This is a genomic window from Methylobacterium sp. WL18, from assembly GCF_008040015.1.
GTDB classification, from domain to species: Bacteria; Pseudomonadota; Alphaproteobacteria; order Rhizobiales; family Beijerinckiaceae; genus Methylobacterium; species Methylobacterium mesophilicum.
In genome coordinates this window covers 23,614-38,742 of sequence record NZ_VRVD01000008.1, presented here as the reverse complement: position 1 = coordinate 38,742, position 15,129 = coordinate 23,614, and the positions used below count along the sequence as shown (strand labels likewise).

Here is a 15,129-nt window from a genome sequence, read left to right as displayed (position 1 = left end):
GAGCGAAGGCCCGCGGTGACGCCGGGGGCGGCCTCGTCGGTCTCCTCGCGCAGCCGGCTTGCGCCGAGCGAGAGCACCAGGACGACCGGCCCTAGCATCAGCACCCGGACGAGCTTCACCAGGGTTCCGACCTGGACGCTGAGCGCCGCGACCGGCGCGGTGGCGGCGAGGACCTGCGGCACGGCGTAGACGGTGAGGCCGGCAAGCACGCCGTACTGCATCGGCGACAGACCGAGCAGCGGCACCAGCAGCGGCAGGCCGAGCACCACCAGTACACCCAGCACCGCGGTGAAGGCGATGGAGGCGGCGACGTCCTCGCCGTCGGCGCCGATCACCGGTGCCGTGGCCGCGATCGCCGAGTTGCCGCAGATCGAGTTCCCACAGGCCACGAGGATCGCCATGCGCGGATGCAGCCCGAGCGCTCGGCCGATGCCGTAACTCGACAGGATCGCCACGACGACGACGCCCGCGATGCCGAAGAGCAGGCCCGGTCCGGCGGCGAGGATCGTCGCGATGCTGAGCGACGCGCCGAGTAGTACGACCGCGATCTCCAGCACGGTCTTGGCCCCGAAGGCGATGCCGGGAAAGAAACGCTGCGACGGGGTCCAGGCGGTGCGGATCGCGCTCCCGAGCAGGATCGCGAGCACCAAGGCTTCGAGCCAGGCACGACCGAACAGGTGCGCCTCGGCGGCTTCGAAGCCGACCGCTGCGGCGGTGACCGCCACGCAGAGGCCCAGTCCCGGAAGGATGGCTCTCGTTCCGGCCAAGGCACGCGTCGAACGAGAGTGGGAGAAAAGTCTGGGCGCGGACATGGATGGCTCCAATGTGATGCCGGAGGATCCCAGGTCCCGTTCATTCACTCCAACGGAATGATTAGATGCTTTTCATCACTGAAATCGATGAAATGAGGACCCCCTCAGAGTTTGCGGAGACGCATTGTGGGGGGCCGACAGGCGGATTCACCCGTCGATCCAGCGGGCCGTGATCGTCGTGTCCGCAGCAAGATCATAGATCTTGACGGAGCCCGTCGCGAGTTCGAGGTGCTCGACCTCCGCGGGGCTCAGGTCTTCAAGCGCCATAACAAGCGCCCGCAGGCAATTGCCGTGGGCGACGACGAGCACGTCCCCGCACATGACCGCCGGCAGGATGGTTCGGAGGTAGCATGGCACGATGCGGGCGACGGTATCGCGAAGGCTCTCACCGTTCGGCGGCGCCTCGGCGTAGGAGCGGCGCCAGGTCTCGATCCGCTCCGCCCCCCAGCGCGCATCGGCGGTGATCTTGTCGAGCCCGCTGAGGTCGCCGTAGTCTCGCTCGTCGAGCGCGGCGAAGCGTTGGGGGACCAATCCGGGTTGCCCGAGCGCATCGAGAATAAGCCGGCCGCTCACGACGGCCCGCGTCAGCGTCGAGGTGAAGGCTGCGGAAAAGCGCCAGCTGCGCTCGGCCAAACGCCTCCCGGCTGCCTCGGCTTCCATCCGGCCCTGCTCGGTCAAGGGCGAGTCCAGCAATCCCGTGAACAGGCCGGATCGGTTGGCTACGCTCTGGCCATGCCGGACCAGCACGAGACGTCGCGCAACCGGGGCTTTGTAATCGTGAATCACGCTGTCTCCCGAGGCAGAGCACTTTCGTGCCGGTCGCATCGCCTCTGATGATGTCGGCATCCGACTTCAACGAACTTCGAACATACAGTGGGTTGGACCGTCCATCCGAAGTCGGCGGGTCATCCTAGGTCCGCTTAAGAACGTCTTGCGACTGAAAGCAGCCAAGCTGCTTCCCACCCAACCCGGTCGTAGAGCGGACGCGCGGCCAGCTCCTGTTCCACCTCATCAGCAAGCTCTACGAGACCACCTCGATCGTGGTCACCACCAACCTCGCCTTCGGGGAATGGACCGGGTCGTCGATGTTTGCGAGGAGTTGGTGAGGTTCACGCTCCTGACCCGGGAGCGGGCCGAACATCTCGTCGACCGGTACTCCGAGCGCAAGGAGCGCGAGCCCGAGCGCCTGAAGGCCGTGGCCGCCGACATCGGGTTCGTGAAGCGACCATCGTGCCCCGACCGGAGCGGGCACCGACGCATCGTCAGCATGACGAGGCGATGGCAGGGGACGCCGCCATCCTCGCCATAATCTCCCCCAGCGTCACGGGACGCCATTCCCAGCAGTCGACGCCGACGTCAAGGCTCGTCCGGTTGGCCGGAATGCCACCGTGGGAGTGCCCGTAGACGTGGAGATCGCCGTGCCAGGCATTAGGCCACGTCACGTGCGCATAGTGGCTGGCCCAAAGGGCGACGCGTTCGGGCATTCCCGGGTCCTGGACGTAGATCCTTTGGACGTCGACGATGGGGCTGGCCCATTCGAGACGCTCGCCGAGCCCGATGTCGTGGTTGCCCCGGATTAGGTGGATGCGGCCGTGCAGGCGCGCCTGTATGGAGGCGGCGTAACCCAGGCCGCACTTGTAGGCGAAGTCGCCAAGGTGCCAGACGATGTCGTCCGGTCGGACCGCCTTGTTCCAGGCGGCGACCAGGGCTTCGTCATGGGCCTCGATGGTCTCGAAGGGGCGCGGCCGAGGCATGCGTGGACTGAGCATGCTCTTGTGCCCGAAATGGGTGTCGGCGCAGAAAAGTGTCCTTGGCAATATAGCCTCCGAAATGACGGAGGCCTTCTCGCTTCGCGCGGCGCTCCGGGGTCAGGGTCGTGGGCGAAAGTCCCTGGCTTTCATCGGTCGAGCGCTCCTGATGTGACGTGTCGATCGCATCGCCCTCGTCTCTCCCGCAAGTGGAGGACGAACCGGATCCACTACGAAAGGCCGTCCGTTGCCGCCTTCGGCGCGAGAACTCCTCTCGTCCAGGCGGCTCCCATCACTGGCGGACTTCGGACGCGGCGGCCTGCACGTGGTGCGGCCGGTCATGGTTAAGGAATCCTTGATTCCGGAAGTGGGCAAGGGGAAGCGCATCCCGCGTCCCGCTTCCCTCGGAGTCGAGATCGTCCGTGCCAACGAGCACGGCCAACCACTCTCGTCGACCGGCCGACAGTCAGACAGCGTCCTGGATCGCGTCGACGACCTGGTCCGCACTGTAGGGCTTGGGCAAGAACAGACCGTGGTCTGGGATTTCCCCGTCGGAGAAGCGCTGGCGCCCTGACGTCACGACGAGGCGGATGTCTGGCCAGGCGTCGTGGACGCGTCCGGCCAGGGTCACCCCGCACATGGAGCCCGGCATGTCGACGTCGGTGAATAGCGCACCGATATCCGACCGCTCGTGGAGGATGAACCACGCCTCGTCGGCATGGCGCGCCTCGACGATGGCAAAGCCCGCATCCTCCAACATCTCGACGGCGCAAAGGCGCACGAGGTCGTCGTCCTCGACGACGAGGACGGCCGAGGCTTCCATGGAGCGCTTCGTCATCATGGGAACGCAACAAATGTTAAGTCGATAGGTTGCCGGCTTCGACCGCTTCGCCTGAAAGGTCCTGGCCGATGTGATCAGCGTTGGTGCAGGAAAACGACCTTTGTCATGGTCCGCGGTACCGTAGGGATGAACCCTGCCGATCCCCGCTCGTGATTTACGCATCGGATCGAGGTTTTGGTCCACGCGATGGTGAGCAGACAACGCCAAATCAAACTTATGTTATGAGGCAACCTCTGCGGCGAAGCGGCCTTTGATGTCGATGACCCTGCCTGGCCTTTCCGCTGCCCCCTTCGCCCTTGTGGTCGACGACGATGCCCTCATCCTGATGGAAGCAGCCGACATCCTGAAGGATGCGGGCTTCGTGGTACTTGAGGCGATGAACGTGGCGCAGGCAATCAAGGTGCTCGACGAGCACCATGGCAAGGTGCATCTGCTGTTCACCGACGTGCAGATGCCCGGTCAGGGCGACGGTTTCGAACTGGCTCGCCGGACCGCCGAGTTGTGGCCGCACATCGCCATCGTCGTTGCGTCCGGCGATATACGGCCCGCACACGGTGACCTGCCGGATGGGGCAACGTTCATCCCAAAGCCCTTCAGTCCCTCGGTGGTCAGGCACCACATTCGCAAGACGATGCCCTCGGAGAAACACCCCGAGGCACTTAAGAAGTAGCAGTGGTCTTGGGCCAGCGCCGAGAACCACCACCTGCGGGGGGCAGCACTCTGGTTGCAACGCTACCGGACGATCCGGCCATCGTCGCCCGAAGTCGTTCTTAAACCTTGAAATACCATTGTACGGCGAGGCGTTTAACGGCAGACCGCATCTGTCTCGGCGTCCGGCCGAGAGCGCATCGGGAGTCGGTTGGAGGGCTATGGCGGGAGGAAGCAAACACCTCGATGGACCCCGCCGGGACGAACTGGCGAGCTACGACATCCTCGACACGCCCGCCGAGTCCGAGTTCGACGACATCGTGAAGGTCGCGTCGGATGTCTGCGGCATGCCGGTGTCGTTGATCTCACTCCTCGACGGCGACCGCCAATGGTTCAAGGCTGAGACCGGCTTCGGGCGGAGCGAAACGCCCTTGTCCCAGTCGATCTGCGCCTACGCCGTTCAGCAAGACGACGTCTTCGAGATCGAGGATCTGACCCAAGACGCACGTACCTCGGCCAATCCGCTGGTGACCGGCGGCCCCGGGGTACGCTTCTACGCGGGCGCCCCGCTGAGGACGCCCAATGGCGTCGCCCTAGGCGCGCTCTGCGTCCTCGACACCAAGCCGAACAAGCTCACGCCGGCGCAGGCGTTCGTGCTGCGGACGCTGGCGAACCAAGTCGTCACGACCCTGGAGCTACGCCGGTCGCTCCGGCTCCGTAAGGAGAGCGACCGCCGCAATAAGGCCATCCTGGAGAGCGCGGTCGACTACGCCATCGTCTCCCTGGACTTGGAGGGCATGGTGACCAGTTGGTCGCCCGGCGCGGAACGCATCCTTGGTTGGAACGAGGACGAGATGCGCGGGAAGCCGGCGCACGTGTTCTTCACCGAAGAGGATGTCGCCACCGGCATTCCCGAACAGGAGATGGCCTCGGCCCTGCTGCACGGTCGCGGGACCGACGAGCGTTGGCACCTCAGGAAGGACGGCAGCCTGTTCTGGGCCAACGGCGAGATGATGCCGCTTCGAGACGAGGACGGTCGGCACGAGGGCTTCCTCAAGATCCTTCGCGACAGGACGACCCAACGGGACGCCGCCGCCAAGGAACAGGCGGACGCCGCATTCATGCGTGGCGTGCTGTCCTCGTCGGCCGACTGCATCAAGGTGCTCGATCCCGGCGCCAGGCTGACCTTCATGAACGAGGGCGGCCTCGCGGTCATGGAGGCCGACGACTTCAACCAGGTCAGGGGCTGCGATTGGACCGGGTTCTGGCACGGGCAGGCTAGGATCGATGCCCAGGCGGCGTTCTGGGCGGCGCTTTCCGGCGGCACCGGCCATTTCCAGGCGCCCGCCGACACCCTCAAGGGCACGCCGAAGTGGTGGGACGTGCAGGTTACACCGATCCGAGGCGCGGACGGTCAGCCCGAGCGGCTGCTGGTGGTCTCCCGCGACATCACCCGGCAACGGGCTTCCGAACAGCTGATCCTCGACAGCGAAAAGCGCTGGCGCGGCCTCTTCGAGGGCATGCACGAAGGGTTCTTCAGCGGTGAGATCATCCGCGACCATCAGGGCCGACCGTTCGATTACCGCTTCGTGGAGATCAACCCGGCCTTCGCCGCACAGTCCGGTCTACCCGTTGAGACCGTGGGCCGTACGGTTCGCGAGGTCATCCCAGGCATTCCCGACTGGGTGATCGAGACCTACGCACGTGTGGTGGACACCGGTCTGTCCGAGATCTTCGACATCACGGTTCCCGAGCTTGGACGCGTGTTCGAAGTCCGGGCCTACCGCGAGACGGAACGACGTTTCGCCGCGATGTTCATCGACGTCTCCGAGCGCAAACGAACCGACGCCAGGCGCGCGGCCCTCGCCGAGTTGGGGGACCGGCTGCGCAACACGAACGATCCGGCCGAGATCGCACGCATGGCGTCCGAGATCCTCGGTCGGACGCTGGGCCTGTCCCACGCCGGATACGGGGCGGTCGACCATGACGCGGAGACCATCCTCGTCGACCAGGGATGGTCGGCACCGGGTCTGCCGGGCATCGGCGGCGTGCATGGCTTCCGGGACTACGGCTCGTACATCGAGAGCCTGAAGAACGGCCATGTCGTCGTCATCGACGATGTCGGCGGCGACCCCCGGACCGCCTCGGACGCCGGCGCCCTCGCGGCCATCCACGTGCGTTCCCTGCTCAACCTGCCGCTCATGGAACATGGGCGGTTCGTGGCCCTGCTCTATGCCCTCAAGGATGTTCCGTACGCCTGGACGCCGGAGGAGATCAGCTTCGCCAACAATATCGCCGACCGGACCCGTGCGGCCCTGGCGCGGATCGAGGCGGAGGAACGGCAGCGGACGCTGAACCTGGAACTCAGCCATCGCATGAAGAACATGCTGGCGATGGTCCAATCGATCGCGACGCAGACCATGCGCACGGCGACCGACGTGGACGCGGCCAGGGAGGTCCTCGCCGGTCGGCTGATCGCCCTAAGCAAGTCCCACGATCTCCTGCTCGGGGGAGCGGTCGGGTCTGCCCCTATCGAGACCCTGATCGAGAGCGCCTTGCAGACGCACAGGGACAATCCGGGACGGTTCATCCTTGCAGGGCCTACCTTCACCGTCGGGTCGAAGGCCGCGATGTCGCTGTCCCTGATACTGCACGAACTCGCGACCAACGCGGCCAAGTACGGCGCCCTCTCGACGGCGAAAGGCAAGGTCGCGGTCGAGTGGACGCTGCGCGAGAACGGCGGCGAGCCGCACTGCGCCCTCCGATGGTCGGAGCAAGATGGTCCCGTCGTCACGGCGCCGACACGGACCGGCTTCGGCTCGCGGCTGATCGGGCGTGGACTTGCCGGCAACTTCGGCGGCGAGGTGGATCTCTCCTATCCGGCGACGGGCGTCGTGTGCACCATCGACGCTCCCCTCAGGGGCCTGCAGGCCGAGGATACGCCTGCCGCTGGCCACTAGCCGCCAGGATCATGCGCCGGGATCGCCCCCGTACCGGCCCTCGTTCCTCCGCGGTCCGCCACTCGATCATAGCGGGGATGCGCGTGGGTCGCGTCGGCGCTGGGAGCCGGCAATGCCTGCTTCGTGACCGGTGGATGCGGCCCGGCACGGCAACGAACCTAGGCGGTTCACGTTGTCGACCACTCTGGATTGGAATGCCGCGCGCCGATGTCGGAGACTGAAGGCCCCGCGTTCCTGATCCCCCTTGAAGATGCAAAGACGCCACCGGTACCCCGGGAGGAACTCGCCCGGCGCTACCTCGGTCGGTTGATCGCCCTGTTCCACCGCGAGAAGTCCGAGCCCTTCATCGCCGACGACAAGCTGCACCGTGCGACGCTGAAGCGTCTCGACGAGGTCGTAGCTCCCCCCGCTTGCGGGCCGGTCCTCGCCGAGATCGGGGCCACCGTCGGCAGGTGGCTGGATCGCCAGCCCGGCGGGTCGCACATCCTGACCGTGGTGCTGCCGTCCTGCGAGGAGAACGCGGTCATCGAGACCTGGGCATCGGAGGCGGGGCATCAGGTCCTTGCGCCGCCTTCGCGGCAATCGCTCGCCGCCGCCGAGAAACCCATCCTGCCGGACATGGCCGGTTCGGGCATCCTGGTTGTCCCCAGGCTGGAGGACTGGTTCCTGCGGCATCGGGATGGCCTTCGCGCCGTGCGCGCGCTCCTTGCGGCCATCGACGGACTCGACCGACCGGTTGTCGTCGGCTGCAACGCCTGGGCCTGGGCATACCTCGCCAAGGCGACCGGCGCCGACGCCCTCCTGCCCGACGCCGTGACGATCAAGCCGTTCGACGCCGTCCGGCTGCATAGCTGGTTCGTTCAGCTCTCGACCTCCGAGGCCACCGGGGCGATGCGGTTCCGCCTGCCGGCCGATGGCAAGGACGTGCTCGCCGTCGACGAGGCGGGCGCGCCGCGAAACGACTACCTGCGCAAGCTGGCCGGGCGAAGCCTCGGCATACCCTGGGTCGCCTGGCACCTCTGGCGGCGTAGCCTTCGGACGGGCGACAACGCCGACATCGCCGACGACGCGAGGGCCGCGATCTCGGACGGCGAGGCCAGCGAGCAGACACTGTGGGTGGCCGCCCTCGACGAGTACCTGTTGCCGGGTTCGGACGACGGGGCCGCCCTCCATGCCCTGCACGCTTTGCTGATCCACGGACCGCTGACCCGTGAGGAAATGCTCCTCGTCCTGCCGGGCGTCGGGGAACCGAACGTCCTCCCCGTCCTGCTCAGGGCCGGGTTCCTGGAGCGCAAGGGCGACCGGTTCGGCTGCCGGGCGGCGGCCTACCCGGCGATCCGGGATGGCCTCGAAGCGGCGGGCTTTCCCGCGGGACGGGTTTGAACGCCATGGCCACCGCACAGGACGTACAGGACGGGGGCGTGCAGCTCGTCCACAGCCTCCAGGACATCCGGTTCTGGGAGATCGGGCTCATCGTCGTCGGCACCTGGGCGGCGATCTGGCTGGTGCGCAGCACCTTTCCCTACCTCGCCGAACGCGGCCCGAGCCGCCTGAGGCTCTACCTCCTGGCGGCCGTGCCCATCGCGCGATTGCTCCTGATGGTGCTCGCCATCGTCTGGATCGTGCCCATCGTCTTCAACATCACCCTGCAGAACTTCCTGGTCATCGCCGGCGCGGCCAGCGTCGCCATCGGCTTCGCCTTCAAGGATTACGTCAGCAGCCTAATCGCCGGGGTGGTGGCCCTGGTCGAGCGGCCGTATCGCCCAGGGGACTGGGTCAAGGTCGGCTCCGACTATGGCGAGGTGCGAAACGTCGGACTGCGCGCGATCCTGCTCCAGACGCCCGACGACAACGCAGTGACCGTCCCGCACTCGACGATCTGGACCGACCGGATCACCAACGCGAACGACGGCGCCGAGACCCTGCAGTGCGTCGCCGACTTCTACCTGCTGCCCCGGCACGACGGCGCCCTCGTTCGCGCGCTGCTGAAGGACGTGGCGCTGACCAGCCCGTTCCTGAACTACGGCAAATCGGTCCGGGTGGTGCTGCATGAGGAGCCCTGGGGCACGCACTACAAGCTGCGCGCCTACCCGTTCGACATGCGTGACCAGTTCGCCTTCGTCAGCGACCTGACCGTACGCGGCAAGCTCGCCATCGCCGACGCCGGCGCCATGGAGGCGGTCGCGCTGACGCCGTCTCCCACAATCTGACCGAGCGGCGTCGAGCGCGGCTTCGGGGCTGACCATTCCGACCCGGACGCATTCCCGTCCAGGTCCACACGAAGGATCAATGCGTGCATTTTCTCGGGATCGATTGGGTCGGCGTGAATGCCGAGAACGGGCGAAAGCTCCTGCTTTCCCTGATCTTCATCGCGGTGATCGTCGGGGGCGGGATCGGCCTTCGGGCGCTGGTCGGGCTGGTCCTGAACCGGACCGACCATTCCACGCTCCAGACCAAGTTCTGGACGCGCCAGGGCATCAGCCTCCTCGCGGCGGTGTTGCTGGTCCTCGGCCTGCTCTCGATCTGGTTCAACGACCCCGCCCGCCTCGCCACCGCCTTCGGCCTGATGTCCGCCGGACTCGCTTTCGCGCTTCAGCAGGTCGTCACCTCGGTGGCCGGCTACTTCGTGATCCTGCGCGGCTCCACCTTCACGGTGGGTGACCGCATCACCATGGGCGGCGTGCGCGGAGACGTGCTCCGCCTCGGTTTCATCCAGACCACGATCATGGAGATGGGCCAGCCGCCGGCGGTGCAGGGCAGCAGCCCGGCCATGTGGGTGCGCAGCCGCCAGTTCACCGGCCGCATCGTCACGGTGAGCAACGCGCAGATCTTCTCCGAGCCGGTGTTCAACTACACGCGCGACTTCCCGTTCATCTGGGAGGAGATGTCCATTCCCATCACCTACGAGGCCGACCGGGCGAGGGTCGAGGCGATCATGCTCGCTGCGGCAAGGCGGCATGCCCTGGACACGAACGCCATGACCGCCGAGGCCAAGACGAACCTGCAGGAACGCTTCGGGGTCGAGCCCATCGACCTGGAGCCGCGCGTCTTTTTCCGGATCACCGACAACTGGCTGGAGCTGACCGTCCGCTTCATCCTCGGCACCCACCAGATCCGAGGCGCCAAGGACGCCATGAGCCGCGAGATGCTGGTGGGCCTCGACGCCGCGGGCATCGGCATCGCCTCGGCCACCTACGACATCGTCGGGCTGCCCCCCGTCGAGCTCGCCGGCCGGCGACGCGCCGGACGGACCGCCGCCACCCCGGAGGTTGCGGAATGACGAACCCAAGGGCGCATGCGTCGCCGAGGCCCTCCCCGGGCGATCCGGTCCCGGTCTGGGCCCCCGACACTCGGCGTTTCCGTCACATGGCTGGAGGGGCGCTCGCGTTATCGAACCTGCCGCAGCCAGGACGGACTTTGTCCGCCGCCTGGGGCACCGGGCCGGCCGAGACAGGCGCGGTCATCGTGTGATGGGATCCTCCGGTGGATCCCTTGATGCGGATCACCGACGCGGGTGGACAAGGGCGCCGAGGACGCGAAAAGACGTGCCCTACACGTTCGACCGCGAGCGGACGCCGGTGAGCCACCAAACAAGGGAAACGCCATGACAGACGCCGTGGCGCCGACGCCGACCGCTCCGGACGCGTCCGACTTCCGCAACCTCGCCGACACCCTGCCCCAGATGGCTTGGATCGCGGACGCGAACGGCGACATCTTCTGGTACAATCAGCGTTGGTACGATTACACGGGCACGACCATCGATTCCATGAAGGGCTGGGGCTGGAAGGCCGTCCACCATCCCGACCATGTCGAACGGGTCGTCGAGCGGATCTCACACGCCTTCAAGGTCGGCGAGCCCTGGAAAGACACCTTTCCCCTGCGTAGCGCCACCGGCGAGTACCGCTGGTTCCTCTCGCTCGCCAACCCCTTTCGCGATGCGGAGGGGCGCGTCATCCGCTGGTACGGGACCAACACGGACATCACCGACCGCAAGCGCATGGAGGGACGGCTCGCCCGTCATGCGGTCGACCTGCGACGAACCAACGAGGAACTGGAGCAGTTCGCCTACGTCGCCTCGCACGACCTCAAGGCGCCGCTCCGCGGCATCGAGAACCTCGTCGGCTGGATTGAGGAGGATCTCGAAGGCGCGCTGACCGGCGACGTCCAGACCAACATGGATCTCCTGAAGAGCCGGGTCCGGCGCCTGGAGAGCCTGCTCGACGACCTGCTGGCCTATTCGCGGGCCGGCCGCGCGGACGTCGCCTTCGCGCCGGTCGACACCAAGGCCCTCGTCGAGGAACTCGCCGTGCTGGTGAGCCCACCCGACGGGTTCGAGATCGTCGCCGCCGACGACCTACCGACGCTGAACGCGGCGAAGGCGCCGCTGACCCAGGCGATCCAGAACCTGGTCGGCAACGCGATCAAGCACCACGACCATCCGGGCGACGGTCGCGTCCGCGTCGATGCGCACCCGATGGGCGATATGGTAGAGTTCGTGGTCACGGACGACGGTGCCGGCATCCCGGAGCAGTTCCGCGAGCGCGTATTCGGCATGTTCCAGACCCTGAGGCCCCGCGACGAGGTCGAGGGCAGCGGCATGGGTCTCGCCATCGTCAGGAAACTCGTCGAGCGCCAGGGTGGCAAGGTCTGGCTGACCGAAGGTCGGGAAGGGCGCGGCCTCTCGGTGCATTTCACGTGGCCGCGGGACGGCGCGAAGGGGGGGACTGATGGGTTCGACGGTTAACCTGCTGCTGGTCGACGACGACGAGGTCGACGTTCAAGGGCTGAAGCGTGCCTTCAAGAAGAGCAAGATCGGCAACCCGATCACCGTCGCCCGCGACGGCATCGAGGCGCTGGAGTTCCTGCGCGGCCAGAACGGCAAGGAGAAGCTGCCGAAGCCCCACCTCATCCTCCTCGACCTCAACATGCCGCGCATGAACGGCATCGAGTTCCTGGAGGAGATCCGGGCCGACGAAGACCTGCGCACCGCGGTGGTGTTCATGATCACCACCTCGAAGGCCGACGAGGACCGCATGCGGGCCTACGGGCACAACGTGGCCGGCTACATCGTCAAGCGCGATCCGGCCAACACCTTCATGGAGGCGGTCTCCATGCTGGAGCACTTCTGGAAGGTGGTCGAGTTTCCGCAATAGGGCTCGGCACCATCGTGGAAGCCCCCACCCGCATCCTGCTGATCGACGACGACGCCGTCGACCGGAGCTCCGTGCGCCGCGCCCTGAAGAAGTCGGGGCTGAAGCACGACCTGACCGAGGCGCCCGACGGCACGACCGGCTTGCGCCTGGCGCGGGAGGATGCGTTCGACTGCATCCTCCTCGACTACCGCCTACCGGACGTCGACACCTTCGACCTGCTGGCCTCCCTCCTCGCCCTCCCGGGCGAGGGTCACGCCGTGCTGATGCTGACGGGCGAGGCGGACGAGGACCTCGCGTTCCGGTTGATGCGGGCCGGCGCCCTCGACTACCTCGCCAAGGCGGAGGCGACCCCGTCGAGCCTCGCCCGGGCGATCCGCTACGCAGAAGCCCGCCGCGGCTTCCAGGCGAAGCTCGACGAAGCTAGGCGCGAGGCCGAGGCGAAGTCGCTGGAGCTCGACACCCTCAACCGGCAGAAGACCCTGCTGTTCTCGATCATCGCTCACGACCTGCGCAATCCGTTCCAGTCGCTGCTCGGACTGTCGGAGGTCCTGGGGAAGGCGGTGGCGACGCGGGACCACGCCTCCATCGAGCGCCGGGCCAAGGGCATCAACGACGCCGCGACGCAGGCCTACGCGCTGCTGGAGAGCCTATTCTCCTGGGCGAGCCTGCAGATGGACACGATGGCGGTGACGATTACCGACGTCGCCGTCGGCACGGTGGGGGCGGAAGTGATGCAGGGCGCCGCCGAGGCGGCTGCCGACAAGGGTCTGACCCTGGCCATCGACTGCCAGGGGGCCATCGTGCGCGCGCAGCGCGACATGCTGGCCACGGTGCTGCGCAACCTCGTCAGCAACGCGGTCAAGTTCACGCTGCCGGGAGGGACGATCACGGTTGCCGGCCGGCGGACCGGGAGCGGCGTCGAGATCACGGTCTCCGATACTGGCGTCGGCATGCCTGCTGGTAAGGTGGCCGACCTATTCCGGCTCGACCGACGCAGCACGACGAACGGCACGGCGGGCGAGCGCGGGAGCGGGCTGGGCCTCCTGCTCTGCCGCGACCTCGTGGAGCGGCAAGGCGGTGAACTGACCGTTACGAGTTCCCCGGACCAGGGCACCACCTTCCGCTTCACTCTTCCGGAAGCGGCCGGCGCCCCATGTCCCTGACTACCCGTATCCTGATCCTTGTCATGCTCGCCCTGGCCCCCGCGCTCGCCATCCAGGGCTACAACGAGCACGCCCTACGCTCGTCGCGCGACGAGATCGTGCGTGCCGATACGATGGCAACGGCCCGCACCGTCGCGGAGGACCTTTCGCAGGTCGCGGAGATGGCGCGGCAAGCTCTGAACTTCATCGCGCAGGACCCAGCGGTCCGAACGCTGGAGCCCTCGGGGTGCACCGAGTACCTGCGTCGGGCGGTACGCGACAACCCGCAGTTCGCGGTGCTGGCCCTGACCCGGCCGGACGGGACCGTCGTGTGCAACAGCCTCGGGTCCGCGCCCGGCTCCTACGCTGTGCCCGAGCGGGTGTATCAGCGCCGCGCCGTCGCCGAGGGTGCGTTCGTGATGGGCACCTACGCCCGCGGCAATGCCTCGCGCAGGAATTCACTGCATTTCGCTCAAGCCCTGCCAGACGCAGCCGGCCGGACGGTGGGAGTGCTCGCCGTCGCCGTCGACCTCGGCTGGCTCGACGGCTACCTCAGGCGCAACCTGAGACTGCCCAGTACCTCCGTGACGGTGGCGGACCAGGACGGGATCATCCTGGTCCGCTATCCGGATGGGGATGAATGGGTCGGGAAGCCGGTGCCGCCGGATCGGCAGCGCATCGTGATGAGCCGTGGCGAGGGTGTCCGCGTCGACTTGGGCATCGACGGGCGCGAACGCATCCTCGCCAACGCCAAGCCCGGTGGGGCGGCTTCGTCCGCATGGGTCACGGTCGGCCGGGACCGCGATGTCGCCTTCGCGGACGTGGACGCCGCCACCCGCAGGGGCGTGGTGCTGATCGCGCTGGGTGCGATTTTGGCCGTGGCCGCCGCGTTCCTGGCGGGACGCGCCTTCATTCGCCGCCCCTTCGACCGCCTGCTCCGGACGGCATCGAAATGGCAGGCCGGAGATCTTGCGGCCCGGACAGGGTTGGACGGCGCCGACGAGTTCGGTCGGCTCGGCAGCAAGCTCGACGCGATGGCCGGAAGCCTCCAGCGCAACGAGGCCGACCTTCGCGACGAGGTCCGCAACGGTCGCGCGATGCAGGAACGGCAGGTGACGATGCTGCATGAGCTCAACCATCGCGTGAAGAACACCCTCGCCACGGTCCAGGCCCTGGCACGGCAATCGACGCGCGGCGGCGATGCACCCGGGGAGAGGCTGGAGGCACGCATCCTCGCCCTGTCGAAGACCCATGACCTCCTGACGCGGGACGACTGGTCGGGCGCTCCCCTTCGGGCGGTGCTGGAGAACGAGCTGGGCCCCTATCGCGGCGGCGACGCGACCTTCGTCGTGGACGGTCCCGACGTGGACCTTCCGCCGCGCCATGTGCTGTCCCTCGGGATGACGCTCCACGAGCTGGCCACCAACGCCGCCAAGCACGGCGCGCTGTCCGTTCCCGGAGGCGAGGTTCGGATCGCATGGTCGGTCATAGCCGACGCTGGCAAAGGCCGTCGGCTCCTCCTGGAGTGGCGGGAGACCGGCGGCCCGCCGACCGTTCCGCCGACGCGTCGGGGCTTCGGCACGCGGCTGATCGCAGTCAGCGTCGAGCGCGAACTCGATGGGGAGATCGACCTCGATTTCGCCGAGACGGGCCTCCGCGTTGCCTTGGATGTCCCGTTGACTGCGCTTGGGGCCGCTCACTTGAGCCCACTTGCCACCACGCATTGAGGGACGAGCAGTCAGCGACATCGAAAGGATTGGACTTCGGCCGGAGGCGAAAGATGCCCCTCGGACGCCATGCCCCGGCATACGTCGAGATCACCTTG

General features: G+C 67.2%; 13 protein-coding genes and 2 pseudogenes. 11 read left to right on the top strand and 4 right to left on the bottom strand.

All coding sequences use genetic code 11. The annotated features are described in order from the left end of the window. Positions 1–812 (bottom strand): putative sulfate exporter family transporter (locus tag FV228_RS01905; protein ID WP_147853047.1); only part of this gene is annotated, 812 nt, incomplete at its 3' end. 147 nt (positions 813–959) lie between these two features. Next, complete coding sequence (locus FV228_RS01900) at positions 960–1,598, bottom strand: 2,3-bisphosphoglycerate-dependent phosphoglycerate mutase (RefSeq protein WP_147853046.1); 639 nt, start codon at positions 1,596–1,598, stop codon at positions 960–962. Between the two features lie 194 nt (positions 1,599–1,792). Here FV228_RS01900 and FV228_RS01895 point away from each other — a divergent pair. Continuing rightward, positions 1,793–1,885: pseudogene (locus FV228_RS01895) on the top strand (ATP-binding protein); the annotation flags it as partial. Then, positions 1,885–2,121, top strand: a pseudogene (locus tag FV228_RS33985) (hypothetical protein); the annotation flags it as partial. The pseudogenes FV228_RS01895 and FV228_RS33985, both read left to right, overlap by 1 nt. Here FV228_RS33985 and FV228_RS01885 read toward each other — a convergent pair. Both FV228_RS01885 and FV228_RS01880 read right to left on the bottom strand, forming a co-directional pair. Next, on the bottom strand, positions 2,075–2,629 hold the full coding sequence (locus FV228_RS01885) for a metallophosphoesterase (protein WP_147853045.1): 555 nt from the start codon (positions 2,627–2,629) through the stop codon (positions 2,075–2,077). The pseudogene FV228_RS33985 and the gene FV228_RS01885 overlap by 47 nt on opposite strands. A 397-nt stretch (positions 2,630–3,026) precedes the next feature. Further along, a complete protein-coding gene (locus FV228_RS01880) occupies positions 3,027–3,401 on the bottom strand; it encodes a response regulator (protein WP_147853044.1) in 375 nt (124 codons plus the stop codon). 259 nt (positions 3,402–3,660) lie between these two features. On the opposite strand from FV228_RS01880, the gene FV228_RS01875 reads away from it, so the two are divergent. From FV228_RS01875 to FV228_RS01835, 9 genes are all read left to right on the top strand, one after another. Further along, entirely contained in the window at positions 3,661–4,071 is a 411-nt protein-coding gene (locus FV228_RS01875) for a response regulator (RefSeq protein WP_187274864.1), read from the top strand. A 199-nt stretch (positions 4,072–4,270) separates the two neighbouring features. Then, positions 4,271–7,009, top strand: a complete 2,739-nt coding sequence (locus tag FV228_RS01870; RefSeq protein WP_147853043.1) for a PAS domain-containing protein — start codon at positions 4,271–4,273, stop codon at positions 7,007–7,009. 207 nt (positions 7,010–7,216) lie between these two features. Next, positions 7,217–8,392 carry a hypothetical protein gene (locus FV228_RS01865; RefSeq protein WP_147853042.1) on the top strand — a complete coding sequence of 392 codons (1,176 nt, stop codon included), beginning with the start codon at positions 7,217–7,219 and terminating at the stop codon, positions 8,390–8,392. 5 nt (positions 8,393–8,397) lie between these two features. Beyond that, entirely contained in the window at positions 8,398–9,219 is an 822-nt protein-coding gene (locus tag FV228_RS01860) for a mechanosensitive ion channel domain-containing protein (protein WP_246686480.1), read from the top strand. An 83-nt stretch (positions 9,220–9,302) separates the two neighbouring features. Continuing rightward, positions 9,303–10,289 carry a mechanosensitive ion channel domain-containing protein gene (locus tag FV228_RS01855; protein ID WP_147853040.1) on the top strand — a complete coding sequence of 329 codons (987 nt, stop codon included), beginning with the start codon at positions 9,303–9,305 and terminating at the stop codon, positions 10,287–10,289. A gap of 324 nt (positions 10,290–10,613) precedes the next feature. Continuing rightward, complete coding sequence (locus FV228_RS01850) at positions 10,614–11,753, top strand: PAS domain-containing sensor histidine kinase (protein WP_147853039.1); 1,140 nt, start codon at positions 10,614–10,616, stop codon at positions 11,751–11,753. After that, positions 11,737–12,162 (top strand): response regulator, encoded by a 426-nt coding sequence (locus FV228_RS01845; RefSeq protein ID WP_147709580.1) that lies wholly within the window; start codon positions 11,737–11,739, stop codon positions 12,160–12,162. The genes FV228_RS01850 and FV228_RS01845 overlap by 17 nt, the downstream gene beginning before the upstream one ends. 14 nt (positions 12,163–12,176) lie before the next feature. Further along, a complete protein-coding gene (locus tag FV228_RS01840) occupies positions 12,177–13,325 on the top strand; it encodes a hybrid sensor histidine kinase/response regulator (RefSeq protein WP_147853038.1) in 1,149 nt (382 codons plus the stop codon). Further along, positions 13,316–15,031 carry a sensor histidine kinase gene (locus tag FV228_RS01835; protein ID WP_147853037.1) on the top strand — a complete coding sequence of 572 codons (1,716 nt, stop codon included), beginning with the start codon at positions 13,316–13,318 and terminating at the stop codon, positions 15,029–15,031. Before FV228_RS01840 ends, FV228_RS01835 begins: the two co-directional genes overlap by 10 nt. Positions 15,032–15,129: the final 98 nt, after the last annotated feature.